General features: G+C 66.9%; 9 protein-coding genes. 2 read left to right on the top strand and 7 right to left on the bottom strand.

The features are described 5' to 3' along the window. Positions 1 to 10: 10 nt before the first annotated feature. Complete coding sequence (gene mycP, locus ACYQ5L_RS05300) at positions 11 to 1,420, bottom strand: type VII secretion-associated serine protease mycosin (protein ID WP_459955918.1); 1,410 nt, start codon at positions 1,418 to 1,420, stop codon at positions 11 to 13. Further along, positions 1,417 to 2,838, bottom strand: a complete 1,422-nt coding sequence (gene eccD, locus ACYQ5L_RS05295) for a type VII secretion integral membrane protein EccD (protein WP_459955917.1) — start codon at positions 2,836 to 2,838, stop codon at positions 1,417 to 1,419. The genes mycP and eccD overlap by 4 nt, the downstream gene beginning before the upstream one ends. Before the next feature lie 206 nt (positions 2,839 to 3,044). Between eccD and eccA the strand changes: the two genes are divergently transcribed. Together eccA and eccE are read left to right on the top strand one after the other, a co-directional pair. After that, positions 3,045 to 4,880 carry a type VII secretion AAA-ATPase EccA gene (gene eccA / locus ACYQ5L_RS05290; RefSeq protein ID WP_459955915.1) on the top strand — a complete coding sequence of 612 codons (1,836 nt, stop codon included), beginning with the start codon at positions 3,045 to 3,047 and terminating at the stop codon, positions 4,878 to 4,880. An 11-nt stretch (positions 4,881 to 4,891) separates the two neighbouring features. Next, positions 4,892 to 7,072: a type VII secretion protein EccE gene (gene eccE, locus ACYQ5L_RS05285; protein ID WP_459955913.1), complete on the top strand. Its 2,181-nt coding sequence runs from the start codon at positions 4,892 to 4,894 to the stop codon at positions 7,070 to 7,072. Positions 7,073 to 7,149: 77 nt separating this feature from the next. Here eccE and ACYQ5L_RS05280 read toward each other — a convergent pair whose 3' ends face one another. From ACYQ5L_RS05280 to ACYQ5L_RS05260, 5 genes are read right to left on the bottom strand one after another with little or no spacing between them, the layout of a single operon-like run. After that, positions 7,150 to 8,712 (bottom strand): serine/threonine-protein kinase, encoded by a 1,563-nt coding sequence (locus tag ACYQ5L_RS05280; RefSeq protein ID WP_459955912.1) that lies wholly within the window; start codon positions 8,710 to 8,712, stop codon positions 7,150 to 7,152. A 17-nt stretch (positions 8,713 to 8,729) separates the two neighbouring features. Further along, the gene (locus ACYQ5L_RS05275; RefSeq protein WP_459955910.1) at positions 8,730 to 9,983 is read right to left on the bottom strand and encodes a DUF7373 family lipoprotein; all 1,254 of its coding nucleotides are present in this window, start codon (positions 9,981 to 9,983) and stop codon (positions 8,730 to 8,732) included. Between the two features lie 11 nt (positions 9,984 to 9,994). After that, a complete protein-coding gene (locus tag ACYQ5L_RS05270; protein ID WP_459955908.1) occupies positions 9,995 to 11,242 on the bottom strand; it encodes a DUF7373 family lipoprotein in 1,248 nt (415 codons plus the stop codon). A 12-nt stretch (positions 11,243 to 11,254) separates the two neighbouring features. Beyond that, positions 11,255 to 12,793, bottom strand: coding sequence for a serine/threonine-protein kinase (locus tag ACYQ5L_RS05265; RefSeq protein WP_459955907.1), 1,539 nt, complete (start codon positions 12,791 to 12,793; stop codon positions 11,255 to 11,257). A gap of 12 nt (positions 12,794 to 12,805) precedes the next feature. After that, a complete protein-coding gene (locus ACYQ5L_RS05260; protein WP_459955906.1) occupies positions 12,806 to 14,113 on the bottom strand; it encodes a DUF7373 family lipoprotein in 1,308 nt (435 codons plus the stop codon). Between the last annotated feature and the right edge of the window lie 2 nt (positions 14,114 to 14,115).

Genomic DNA, 14,115 nt, shown 5'->3' with positions numbered 1-14,115 from the left:
TCTCCGGTCGTTACGAGTCGAGGTCGGGCAGCTCGTCGTCGCGGCGCTGCTTGCGGAACGGAATCGACAGGGCGAGACCGATTCCCAGCGCGGCCAGACAGACGATGGCCCCGATGGTGGCGATGAGCCGCGGCAGCGGGTCCGGCCCGCGCGGGTCGGGCGGCTCCGGGAAGGCGACGGGCGTATCGGCGCCGACGCTGACGGGTTCGTCCGGCAGCTGCGCGGTGAGCGCGGCCAGCGGATCGATGAGCCCGTAGCCGATGCGGTCGTCGCGGCCCTTGCCGGGCCCGTGCGCGGTGCGGGTGATGCGGTCCATGACCTGCTGCGCGTTCAGCTCCGGATACTTGGCGCGCACCAGGGCGGCCAGTCCGGCCACATAGGGCGCGGCGAAGCTGGTGCCGTTGATGGTGGTCCAACCCTGCTGGCCCAGCACCTGATTCACCAGTCCGGCGCCGCCGGGCTTGCTGTCGAGGGAGATGATGTTGCGCCCGATGGCGGCCGCGCCCACCCACGGACCGTAGAGGGTGATGCTGGACGGGCTGCCGTCGGCGTCGACGGATCCGACCGACAGCACGTACGGATCGAAATAGGCCGGGGTGGCGACGGTCTTCACATCGTCCCAGCCCGAGCCCTCGTTCTGGGTCGCGCAATCGCTGCCGGTGCTGACGTTTCCGGCGGCGGCCACCACGACCACATTGCGCTCGTAGGCGTACTTCACCGCCGCGCCGAGGGCCTTGTCGGCGGTCTCGGATCCGGCGCTGACACAACCGGCTTCGGAGATATTGATCACCGTCGCGCCCATGTCCACCGCGCGCACCACGGCCGCGGCCATGGTCAGCGTACTGCCGTAACCGGATTCGGAGATGCTGCCCGGAGGCGCCCCGCCGCTCTGATCCTTGGCCTTGTACGCCTCGCTGAACTGCCGGATGGTGAGGATCTCCGCCTCGGGCGCGACGCCGACGAACGCATCGTCCGGACTGGGCCGCGCGGCAATGATTCCCGCCACCAGCGTCCCGTGCCCGTCGCAGTCGACGGTGCCGTCGGAATCGGAGACGTAATCGCCGCCCGCCTCCAGCAGCGGCAGCCGCCAATGCCGGTTCACCCCGGTGTCGATGACCGCGACCTTCTGTCCCGCGCCCTTGCTGAACTGCCAGGCCGCGGGCAGATTCAGCACCCGCTGCGGCAGCGGCTCGTCCTTCGGCGCGCTGCCGCTCAAGGCCGGTTCGGCGCAGATGGCGTGCTGCTCGGTGGTGACCAGCGGCGCGGCCTTGCCGCTGAGGGCCTGCGCCTCCCCCAGCGCCCCCATATCGATCTCCGGCGGCGTCAGCGCCGAGGCCGGTGCGCCCGGCCCCAGCAGCGCGGCGCCGAGAACGACCGCGGCGCAGCCGATCCGAGCCCAGCTTCGGAGTACCGGACTCATATGTTCCGCGCCATCGAGTAGACGTCCATGAGCCACAGCACCAGCGGGACGATCGATACGATCAGGCCGTATTCGAAGATCTCGTTCATGCGCCGCGTCACCGGGGTCACCTCGATGTGCGGGCCGATGACCCCGAAACCGATTGCGCCCACCGCGAAGGCGAGCAGCAGTGCGGCCGAGATCAGCAGCATATTCGTATCGTCCAGCGCCAGCAGCACGAGCAGGGTCACGAAGGTGAGGCTGCCGCCGGCGATGAGCGTGGCCGCCTGGGTGAGGTCGGCGAAGGCGCGCCCGCGCAGACACAGGATGATGGCGATCACAATGGCGAGAGCGATGCCCTGCCAGCGGCTGGCGCCCAGCGGATCGGCCGCGCCGACCGCGCCGAAGGCCGCGCCGAGGGTGGCGCCGAACACCATTCCGGTCTGGAACTGATTGGCCACCTTGGCGCGCTGCCCGAGCCCGGCCGCGGACGGCAGGACGGTCGCGCCGATGGCGCCGATGCCTTCGATATTGGGCCGCGGTTCGTGATCGGCCGGATCGATGGCCGCGCCCGCGGTCGGCACCGGCGGCACGGGCAGCCGCGCCAGCATGGCGGCCAGCCGCGGCACCATGGACAGCAGGATGATCGCGGCGATCATGATGCCGGCCGCGAGCTTCGGCACGCTGGTATCCCAGATCATGCGAACCGCCGCGGCGGAAGCCAGGAATACGGACAGGGTGACCGCCGCGGCGACAATGGCCGCGCCCGCGCCGATCATGCGGTAGCCGATCACCGCGACCAGCAGCGTCGCCGTGGAGCCGAGCAGCAGATGCGGAGCGCCGAGCTCCCCCGGCACCGCGAGCGCGCCGCCGCCGAAGGTGAGCAGCAGCATACACAGTGTGAGCACCGTCGCGGTGAGCTCATCGGAGTACTTGCGCACCGCGATGGTGGACGCCACCAGCGCCGCGATGGCGCCACCGAGCAGCATGGCCGGCGCCACGAACGCATCGCCCGCGCCGCGCGAGATCGCGCCGAGCACCAGCGCGAACACCGTGGCCAGGGTGCCGGTGACCAGTCCGGTCCAGCGCGCCGAGGCCGCCGACCAGCCGCGGAATTCCTCGGCGGTGAGCCGCGAGACCGCGTCGATCACATCGTCGAAGAGGGCCGGGGCCTCCTTCGCGGCGACCGCGCGCAGCACCAGCAGTTCGCCGTCGTAGATCTCGGCGTCATTGAGCGTCTGACTGGGCGAGATCATGTCCCGCCCGAGTTTGGCGAGGGTCCAGTGCTGCGGCTGCAGCGGTGTGCCCCCGTCCTCGCCGCCCTGTGCTTCCGGGTTGCGAGATTCGATGAGTTTCACCAGATCACCGATGAATGCGGCGATCGGCACGTTTGCCGGCAGGCCGACATCGAGCTGAGTGTTCCCCCCGATGACGGACACGCGGCACAGTTCGGGTTCAGCGGCGCCAAGGCCGCTGCTCGAAGGTGCGGTCACTTGCTGAACTGCTCCTGCCCTCTTAACAGTTGCCCACCCAGGGCGGTTAACCATAATGTATCCGACAGTCCACGACTGTGCGATCGCACCGTGTGGGTGGGGATTGTGAACGAAAGCCTAACCAGGTTCGAAGAATTCGGGGTTCGCCTAAGATGATCGACACTCGCCAGGCACAACGCGCATTCGACGCAGGAGTGCTGTCGTTGGGGCTGAGCATCGACGGACAGGAGTCGAACCGGGATCTCGAGTACGCGAAGCTGGCCTTTCAGCGCGCGACCGAGTGGGATCCCACCATGTGCGACGCCTGGCTTGGCCGGGCGGTTGCGGGTGAGGTAACCACGGATGTCTTGTACAACCTGTACAAGACCGCCGGCACCACTCTGTTCCGGGAACAGCGCCGCCTGGGGCTGCAACCGCGGGTGCTTGCCGGACGTTTTCTGCCGGGTCTGTACATCGATTACCCGCTGGCCAGTTTCACCGAAATTCATCTCGCGTACGCCGCGCATCTCATTGCCGATAAGCAGTTCGACGAAGCCGAGCGCGTACTGGACGAACTCGATGCGTATCGCGCCGAACGAAAATCCGATCCGGACTACCAGATCGACGGCCGCATCAGCGCTTATGTGCGCGGCATCCTGCACTACAACACGCAGCGCTGGCCGGATGTGATGACCATCCTGGCCGGATCGGCGGAGTGGGAGGATCCGTATCTGGCCGCTGGCGCACATGTGATGGTGGGCACGGCCTGTGCGCAATTGGGACTCTTCACCGAGTCCATCCGTCGCATGGAGGCCGCCGAGGCGGGGCCGATCCCGGCCGCCCGCACCGCCGCCATGTTCTGCCGCGGCCTGTGCCTGCGCGAGACGGGCAAGGCCGATGAGGCGCAGTCGCTGTTCGAGAAGGTGTACTCGCAGACACCGGATTTCGAAGCCAATGCCGCCGCCATGCGGGATCGCACCTACCGGATCACCGTCACCTCGCGCGAGGTCATCGAGGCCCGCACCGACAAGTGGGATCCGGCCTCGGCCCCCTCGATCGAGGAGAAGCTTCAGGCCGAGCACGAGGACCGCGCCAAGAAGATCCTGGAGGAGGCGCGCGCCGAGCTGGACAAGCAGATCGGCCTGGCCGCGGTGAAACAGCAGGTGGCGCGGTTGCAGTCGAGTGTGCAGCTGGCGAAGATCCGTGCCGAGAAGGGGCTTTCGTCCTCCGCGCGCGGTCAGCACCTGGCGTTCACCGGCCCGCCCGGAACGGGTAAGACCACCATTGCCCGCGTGGTCGCCAAAATCTATTGCGGTCTGGGCATTCTCAAGACCGACAAGGTGGTGGAGTCCAAACGCTCCGATTTCGTCGGCCAGCACCTGGGTTCGACGGCCATCAAGACCGAGGCGCTCATCGACTCCGCCATGGACGGCGTGCTGTTCATCGATGAGGCGTACACCCTTATCCAGCAAGGACTTTCCGGCGGTGATGCCTTCGGCCGCGAGGCCGTGGACACGCTGCTGGCGCGCATGGAGAACGATCGCGACCGGCTGGTGGTGATCATCGCCGGATACGACGGCGAGATCGACCGCTTCCTGGCCGCCAATGACGGTCTGTCCTCGCGCTTCTCGAAGCGGTTGCAGTTCCCGTCCTACTCCGCCGAGGAGCTCGGCCAGATCGGGCAGGTCATCGCCAACAAGCGCGATTCGGACCTGTCCGAAGGCGCGTTCAACGCCCTGGTCGCGACGTGCGCGAAGCTGTACGAGATGGAGAGCACCGACCAGAGCGGGCAGCCGCGCCGCGGCGTCGACCTGGCCGGTAACGGCCGCTTCATCCGAAACCTGATCGAAGCCGCCGAAGAAGAACGTGAATTCCGGCTCGCCAATGACGATTCCATCGATCTGAGCGCCATCGACGAGGCCATGCTCATGCGGATCGAGGAGCCGGATATGAAGGCGGCATTGACCACGGTGCTCACCTCGCTCGGTTTGGCCTCGGCCCTCGGCTGAGAGGCAGCGCGATGAACGACTTCAGCAACGGCCCCGGACGACCGGTGCCGCCCCGGCCCATGCCCGGACAGCACCGCGCGCCGCAGGGCGGGCAGCACCGCATGCCGCCCGGCGGACAGCATCGGATGCCCGAATCCGCGCCTCCGGGTGGGCAATACGGCGCTCCGCAGGGGCCGCCGCCCGGACAGCATCGTGCGCCGCAGCCCGATCCGCAGGGCGGTCAGTATCGCGGACCGCAACCGCCGCAGGGCCCGCCGGACGGGCAACGTCGTGCCCCGCAGCCGGATTCGATGAATCCCCCCGGTGGGCAGCATCGTGCGCCGCAACCGCCGGACGCCGAGCAGTACCGTGGGCCCGAGCCCGAGCAGTACCGCGACCCGGCGCCCGAGGAGACGCCGGAGCCTCGTTCCCGGCGCGCTCCCCAGCCGTCACCGCAGGGTGCGCCGCAGCCACCACCCGCGCCGAATCCGACTCCCGCCGAACTACGTTCGGATGACATGTGGCTGTTCCGCATGATGCCGCTGCGCCTGGTCGTGCCGGTGGTCTTGATCGGCGTGGCGGCCTCGCTGGTCGCCGTGGCCTTCGATGCGCCTTGGTGGGGTTCGCTCATCGCGGGCGTCGTCCCGGCGCTCATCGGCCTGGCCCCGGTGGGCGGTATTCCGATCGGCCTGCGCATCGGCCGCTGGGTCGCCTACCGCTGGCGGCAGGCCCGCCGCGGCACCCTGGACGAGCCGACCATGGTCGACGTCCCGCTGCCCGAGGGCGGCAGCTACGGCCTGCGCTGGGACGGCTCCCTGCTGACCATGATGCTGCGCATCGATCCGCCGCCGGACACCCTGACCCTGCTGCGGCGCGGCTCGCTGGACACCGATCAGGTGCTCCCGCTCGCCGAAATCGCTTCCTGCCTGCGGCAATACGATGTCGAACTGGATTCGGCCGATGTGATCAGCACCGGCACCCGCACCGCCAGCACCGAGGCCGTGCTGTCCGGATACGCGGCGACCATCGCCCCGCTGGGCCGGTTGTACGACGAAATCCTCGGCCCGCTACCGGCCATCGCGCACCGCACGGTGTGGCTGGTGCTGCGGCTGAACCCCCTGGCCAACTCCAAGGCCGTCAACAATCGCGGCGGCGGACCGGAAGGCGCCCTGCGCGCGGCCATTATCGCCACCCGGCGCGTGGCCAACCGGCTCGCGGCCCGCGGCATCACGGCCTCGGTGCTCACCACCTCCGAGATGACCGCCGCCATGCGCGAATTGACCCGCGGCATCCCGGTGGACGACTTCACCGAGACCGCGAAGTCCCTCGAGCACAACGGCATCCATCTCACGACTTTCCAGATCGATCCGGAACTGTTCAATTCCGATGGCCTGGCCAAGATCTGGGCGGTGCGCAGCCTCGCCACCACGGTGACCGTGCGCCTGCGCCCCGCGAAGAGCATGTCGCCGTACGCCGGCGCGGACACCGAGAACATCGAGGTGGACGCCCGCGTCCGCTACGACACCAATCACGAACTGGACGAGGCCCCCATCCTCGGCCTGAGAGAGCTGCCCCGCCGCCAACTCTGGGCCCTGGCGGACACTCTGTCCTTCGGCGCCCAGGAGATCCGTCCCGGCGGCTACCGCGGCCCGCTGGAGGCGCTCTCCGGCATCTCGGTCCCCACCGCCGGCTGCGGTCAGCTCATCGGCGCGGACGCCACCGGCAGCGGAATCGCGGTGCCGCTCATCGGCAATGGCTCCCGCCGCATCGACATCATCTCCGACCTGCACCTGGCCCAGCAGGTCATCCTGCGCGCCATCGCCCTCGGCGCGGGCGCGGTGGTGCACACCGCCCGCCCCGGCGCCTGGCAGGGCATGATCGCGAATGTCGGTGCGACGCACGCCCTTTCCCTGGCATCCTCGGTCACCCACAGCTCTCGCGGCAGCACCATGAACGCGCGCGCCCCGCACCCGGCCGCCACGGTCATCGTCTTCGACGGCGTCCCCGCGACCGCTCCCCCGGGCTCGGCCACCGTGGTCACCGTGCACGAAACCCTGCCGCCGGACTATCAACCGGATGCGGACGTGACGATCGTGCAGCACCCCAATGCGCCGCACACCGTCACCGTGCACACTCCGGCGACCAAGACCACCGCCATGCTGGTCACGACACCGGCCGAACAGCACTACCTCGGCGCTGCGGCCCGAGCCTGACACTCCCGAAACAGCCACGGCCTCCCTCGTCGGGACGAGGGAGGCCGTGGCTGTTTCGGGAGCTGTTTTCGCGGGGGCTACTTCACGCTCTTGCGCAGAATCGGCAGCAGCTTCTCGAGCAGGATCTGCTCGGAGCTGTCCGACCATTCCCGCAGGGCGATGACGGCCGCGGGATCGTCGAGCACCAGCACGGTAGCCTTCCGGCTGCTCACCTGCGACGGCAGATTCACCATGCCGCCCTTGCCCGCCTGCGCATCACTGCGCACCGCGAGCAGGTACCCGGAGTCCACCTGCGTGAGCGGGCTCGGATCCGCGGTGTAGCTCTTGTCGACCGGCCGCGGCGTCGGCTCGTCGCCCTTGCGCACGCACGCGACGTGATAGACGAAGCCGAGCGCCTCGAAGAAGGTCGCCTGCGCGCTGGGACGCAGATGTATCGCCAGCTCGGCGAGATAGCCGCTCTCACCCGTGATATCCACGGCGGCGATGCTTTTCCCGGCGAACTGCGGATTCTGCTCGCGCGCCTCGGCCAAGGTCTTCGGCGTCGCCGCCGGTGCGGCGGTGGTAGTCGTGGTGGGCGCGGCGACCTCCGTGCCGCCCCCGCTGTTCACGGCCCACAGCCCGATCCCCACCGCCAGGGCGACGGCCACCGTCACGGCTCCTGCGGCAATCCAACGCCCCTTTCCCGCAGGCGGTTTCGGAGTCGGCGTCAGAGCCCGCTGCTCCGGAGTCGTCTGTCGCTGCGGAATCGGCGCCGCGGTGGGCATTGCCCGCTGCGTCCGCATCGACAACATCGACACACCCTGATTGAGCGCCATATCCAGCGCCCGGGTGAACTCGTAGCAGGTGTCGAACCGCTCCGCCGGATTCTTCGCCATGGCCACCGCGATGACCTCGTCGAGGGCCTGCGGCAGATCCGGCCGAATGGCGGTGATGCGCGGCGGCGGCTCGAACAGATGCCCGGTCATCACCAGCGCGGGTTGCGTTGCGGGATAAGGATTCCGCCCCGTCAGCAACTTGTAGAACGAACAGCCCAAGCTGTAGATGTCGGTATGCCGATCCACCGGATCCCCCGACAGCTGCTCCGGCGCGGCATAAGCGACCGTCGCGACGAAGGTCCCCGTCTGCGTGAGCTCGGTACTGTCCTCGGTGTCCTTGGCCAGCCCGAAATCGGCCAGCAGCACCCGCTCGTCATCCCCATCGACCGCCGACAACATGAAATTGGCGGGCTTCACATCTCGGTGCAGCAGCCCGCGCCGGTGCGCGTGATCCAGCCCCCGCCCGACCTCGGTGACAATCCGCAGGGCCCGATGCGGCGTCATGGACCGCGGATCCCGCTTCATCGCCTCGGAGGCGTCGATCCCATCCACATACTGCATGGCGATCCACAGCTGCCCGTGATCCTCACCCCGGTTGTGCACCGCGACGATATTCGGATGATCCAGCGCCGCAGCCAGATTCGCCTCGCGCTCGAACCGCCCCCGGAACTCCTGATCGGTGCTCAACTGCGCACTGAGCACCTTCAGCGCATCCCAGCGCGGCAGGCTCGGATGCTTGGCCAGGTACACGGTCCCCATACCGCCCGCACCCAGCACGCGCTCGATCCGGTATCCGCCGACAACGGTCCCGGGCCCGATACTCACGATTCGCTCTCCCCGCCCTACATCCACGAACTATTGGCCAGCAACGCGTATTGTGCCGCAGCCCGCTGCTGGGCGTCCTTCAGCTGGGCGCTGGAGGTCCGTGCGACATACCGGTCGTACTGCACGGTGCAGAAGAACCGGTTCTCGGCGTCGCCGTCGTCGGAGATCGGGTACTCCTGGCAGTAGGCGCCGGGCACATCCGCCGGCGCGTCGACGACGGTCTTGGCGCGGCCTTTGAAATCGTCCACCAACACCCGCGCCGCGGCGGTGTCGCGGGCGCGCATCAGCAATGCCCCACCGTCCACCGTCGACAACACGTCGATTCCGCCCAGCTCTATCAGACGTTTCCAGGATTCCTGATCGCTGATGGCGTGGATGAATGCCCGCGGGGTGAGATGAGCCTCCCGCAGGTAGTCGGGCATCATGTAGTCGTCGGGATGCAGCGTGCGGCGGAGCATCGCGTGCGGGTCGTAGCTCAAATGCAGCATATCCCGCCGCGACAGCGGCGACAGCTGATCCAGCAGCGGCAACTGCGCCGCCAGCGCCTTGCCGGTCAGCTGTTTCAGTGCGGCGAGGTCGGGATCGGGGCGCTTGACGAATACATTGATCACGTAGTTTCCGCGTGCCAGCGTGGAGCCCAGCGTCGGAATGCCCGGTCGCCAATGCGCTTTGGCCTCCGGATACTCCTCCAGGGCAACCGCCTGGTTCAGGTCGGCGGCCGCGGCGAAATCGGCGGCCTCGAGTTCGGTCGCCACGGTGCTCGCGGTCACGGCATCCGGAAATTGCAGCACCGTGATATTCACGCTGGTGCTGTTCGGCGTCTTGGCGTCGTCGTAGCGATTGACATCGCGTTGCAAGGAGTTGTCATTGCTCTCGGCGGCCGCGGTCGAGGCCACCGAGGCGGAGAATCCGAACATCATCTTGTGGCGCTCAACGATCTCCGCTGCCCCGTCGAAGAGCACATAACCGATATCGAACTCGTACGTCAGCGGCTTGACCTGCCGTCCGTACTTCAGGCTCGGGTCGATTTCGAGGCCATTGGGAACGGCTCCGGCCAATCGCATGATGGACAGCTGAACGCCTTCGTCGGCCCCGGGTGAGAACTTGGTGCGGTAATCGAGCGGATCGGTGGGATACGAGCCGATATCCAGTGTGCGGATATCGATCTCACCGGCCACCGGTTCACCCGGCACGGCCGCGCAACCGGCTACGAGAGTGGTAAGCAGGGCAGCGGGTGCAATGCCCCGGACAATGGCGCTGCGGAGTTTCATGACGCGGCCCCCTACACGCCACGCGCGAGAATCGCGTACTGGGCCGAAATACGCTGGTGCGCATCCGACAGCTGATTGCCCCACACCGCGGACACATATCGGTCATAGGACACGTAGCAGTAGTACGGAACCACGGCGCGTTCCGGCCCGCGGTACTTGTTGCACCGTGCGATGGGCAATCCCGGCGGCGACTCCACCTTGCGCATGTACTTGTCGACCGACTCCGTGGCCAGGAAGGCCTGGGCCGCCTCGGCGTCCCGGGTCCGATACAGCGTGCCCGCGTCGCTGCTCACGCGATCGACCCCGTGCTTGTCGAAGAGTTCACGCACCTTCTGCGGATTCTCGGTGAGGTGGAGATATCCCGGCACGTCGTACACCCCGGGCAGATTCATGAACGAATCCCCCTCCAGTCGGCGCAGCGAAATACGCATCAGCCCTTCGGGATCGAAGTCGATACTGCCGAGCTTGTCCACCGGTGTGGGCTGGAACGATTTCAGCCGCTCCGCGGCCACCGTGATCGCATTGTCGGTCAGATCTTGCAGCAATGCCTGATCCGATATCCCCAGCTTCTTGTTCTCGGCGCTATCGGCCACGGCGACGATCACGAACTTGCCGGAGGCATACCACGACGCGAGCCGCTGATCGTCCGGAACCCAGGACGAGATCGCACCCGGATGCCTGGCCGACTGCGCGGGCCGCACCTTACCCGGCACAGTGGTGACGTCGACGAATTCGTAATCGATGAAGTCGGTGATCTCCCACCCGCGCCGCGCCAGCGCCCCCGCCGCCTCCGTGGCCTGCTGCTCGGTCTCGAACAACAGCGCCGACGTCGACATCGAGAACGAAATCGCCTCTTCCTCCTCGGACTGCCCGGTAGTGGCGAATCCGGCCACGAAACCCTTGGCGTCCTCGGTGAATCCATCCTCCTGCAGATAGGTGTACATGGGACTGTCGTGCGTGGTGCCCGGCTCCAGGAACCCGTGCACGACATGCCCGAGATTGACCTTCAACCGCGAATCCATCTCCGAGGGCAACGGCATCGAACTGCCGATCCGCTCGGCCTCGAAGGCCCGCCCCACGAACAGCGGTTCCTTCGGCTGGAAATCCTTGGGCTCGGCCCGATAACTGCCGACATCAAGGGCCGCCAGGTCGATCACCGGTTCCGGCTCCGCCTCCGGCGAATCGGTACCGCACGCCGAAGCCGCCCCCAGCGCGATCACCATCAGCGCCGCCGACAATCCCTTTCGAGTTTTCCCCACCCGTTTTCCTTACTACTTGATGCTCTTGCTCAGGATTGGGAGAAGCCGTTCCAGAAGTGTCTTTTCGGATCGATCGGACCAGTTCCGGAGCGCGGAAACCGCGGCGGGATCATCGACGATGATGACCGTCGCCCTGTTGTTGGTAATGGCCAGCGGCAGATTCGCCATGCCCCCGTTACCCGCCCCGGTATCGCTGCGCATGACCAGCAGGTAGCCCGCCTCGATCCTGGTCAGCGACGTCTCCCCCAAGGTGACGACATTGATCGGGCGCGGATCGGGTTCATTGCCGCGCCGGATCGCGACCGGGTTGTAGGTGAAGCCGAGATCGGTGAGGAACTGCGATTGGGGGGTGCCGTCCAGGCGCATCGCCACGTCCAGCATTGGGCCGGTAGTACCTGAAACATCCACTACTGCAATAGTTTTCCCACCGAATGCCGGGTTCTGTTCACGCGCGTCCGCGACCGAGGCGGGCGCCGATACCGTCGAGGTCGCCGTGACCGAGGTGGCCTCCGCGGCGGTGTCATCGCGCAGCGCCCAGACGCCCAGACCGGCGGCCAGCGCGATAGCGATGACAGCGGCGGCCCCGATCAACCATCGGGTGCGCGACATAGCGGATGCCCCAGTGGATTCCACCGGGCCCGAAGGCTGGTTTTCGGGTGCCGTAGCGGTACGGCCGTTGGGCGTGGTCTGCTGGGTCAGGCCCGATACCCCATAGTGCAGGGCCTGATGCAACGCCGTGGTGAATTCATGGCAGGTGTCGAACCGCTGGGCGGGATTCTTCGCCATCGCGACCGCGAGCACCTCGTCGACCGCGGCCGGCAGCGTCGGATCGACGGCGGTGGCCCGCGGCGGGGGCTCGTGCAGATGCCCGGACATCACCAGCGCCGGTTGCACTCCGGGATAAGGATTCTGGCCGGTGAGCATCCGATAGAACGAGCAAGCCAAGCTGTAGATGTCAGTGCGGTGATCGAGCGGCTGCCCGCTCAACTGCTCCGGCGACGCATACGCGATGGTGGCGACGAAACTACCGGCCTGAGTGAGCTCGGTGGTGTCCTCGGTCGCCTTGGCCACGCCGAAATCCGTGAGCAGCACCCGCTCTTCGTCTCCATCGCGGCCCGACAACAGAAAATTCGCGGGCTTGATGTCCCGGTGCAGCAGCCCCCGCCGATGCGCATGATCCAGCCCGCGCCCCACCTCCGTGGTGATCCGCAAGGCCCGCCACGGCGTCATCGCCGCCGGATCACGCTCCATGGCCGCCGCGGCATCCACACCGTCGATGTATTGCATGGCGATCCAGAACCGCCCCTGATCCGCACCCCGGTTGTACACCGCGACGATATTCGGATGATCCAGCGCGGCAGCGAGATTCGCCTCCCGCTGAAACCGCGCCCGAAATTCGGCATCGCTGGTCACCGCCGCATTGAGCACCTTGAGCGCGTCGTACCTGGGCAACTGCGGATGCTGCGCCAGGTACACCGTGCCCATTCCCCCGGTACCGAGCACCCGCTCGATCCGATAACCGCCGACGACGCTTCCGGGCCCTGGTTCCATGACTCGTAATCCCTACTGATACTGGCTGTTCGCCAGCAGCGCGTATTGTGCGGCGGCACGCTGGTGCACATCTTTCAACTGCGGTCCGGCGACGCGGGCGACGTAGCGGTCGTAGCGAATCGTGCAGTAATAGCGATCGTTCGCATCCCAGCGCTGACCGAAATCGCTGACATTCGGCTTCGGGTTCTCGATGCAGAAGACATCTGTCAGGCCGGCCGGGCTGTCGGCGACTTTGTCCGCAGGTGTTCTCAACGCGGACCACAGCATGACGGCCGCCTGCGGGTCACGAGCGCGGAGCAGCTGTCCGCCTTTCGAGGCGGTCGCGATGCGATCGACGCCACTGTCGTCGATGAGCTTCTTCCAGTACCCCTGATCGGAAACGATGTGCAGATAGGCGCGTGGCGTATAGCTCAATTCAGTGAGATAGTCCGGCTCCCACGTGTTTCCGGGGTGCAGCGTGCGTTGCAGCATGGAATCGGGATCGGGTTCCTGGAGCAAGCTCTCTCGCGGCGTCAACGGAGTCAGATGATCCACAAGCGGCAGCTGCACCGCGAGTACCTTCTCGGTGACCGCACTCAGTTGCCCCAGGTCCGGTGTCGGCTGCTCGACGTAGACATTGACCACATACTGTCCACGCGACACGGTGGTTCCGAGCGACGGCACACCTGGACGCCAGTGGGCGCGGGCCGACGGGTACTTGTCGAGGGCCACTCGGACGTTTTCGGGTGCGACCGCGAAGTCCGCTGCCTCGATCTCGTCGGCCGCGGTCTGCGCCCGCTGTTGATCGGGGAATTGCAGGACGGTGACGTTGACATTGGTGGAGGCGGGATCAGGCGTCTCACCGTCGAACGCATTGATCGTGCGCGGGATATGAACCACGAGGGATTCCGAGAGTGGATGGGTGCTGCTGGTGGCGGAGAATCCGATCATCAGACCGAGGCGTTCGACGATCGGCTGCACCTCCTGCGTGAGGATATTCGTCGCATCGGATGCTTCGCCGATCGGCACCGGGATCCTCATGCCGTATTTCAGGCTCGGGTCGATATCGATCCCGTTCGCGACCGACCCCGCCAAACGCCCGATCGCCACTTGCTGGCCCGAGGTGGGAGCATGTTTATAGATTGCCCGGAGATCGAGCGGATCGGTCGGATAGTTGCCGATATCCAGCTTCCGGATGTCGATCTCGCCTGCCACCGGGTTACCGGGCGCGTCGTTGAAACCGACAGCCGCAATGGTTGCTCCGACAGCCGCGACCACCCCCACGGCGAGCAGGCCCAATGTCTTCCGAGTCGTGATCGGCCGAATTCGAAAGGTGCTCATAC

The organism is Nocardia sp. IFM 10818 (genome assembly GCF_054655275.1).
The sequence above is the reverse complement of the archived record's forward strand: the minus strand, read 5'-3'. Positions and strand labels throughout refer to the sequence as shown.

Coding starts and splice junctions, on each gene's coding strand:
- ACYQ5L_RS05260 (WP_459955906.1), bottom strand. CDS start 14,113: ATGAGCACCTTTCGAATTCGGCCGATCACGACTCGGAAGACATTGGGC.
- eccE (WP_459955913.1), top strand. CDS start 4,892: ATGAACGACTTCAGCAACGGCCCCGGACGACCGGTGCCGCCCCGGCCC.
- ACYQ5L_RS05275 (WP_459955910.1), bottom strand. CDS start 9,983: ATGAAACTCCGCAGCGCCATTGTCCGGGGCATTGCACCCGCTGCCCTG.
- eccA (WP_459955915.1), top strand. CDS start 3,045: ATGATCGACACTCGCCAGGCACAACGCGCATTCGACGCAGGAGTGCTG.
- mycP (WP_459955918.1), bottom strand. CDS start 1,420: ATGAGTCCGGTACTCCGAAGCTGGGCTCGGATCGGCTGCGCCGCGGTC.
- ACYQ5L_RS05265 (WP_459955907.1), bottom strand. CDS start 12,793: ATGGAACCAGGGCCCGGAAGCGTCGTCGGCGGTTATCGGATCGAGCGG.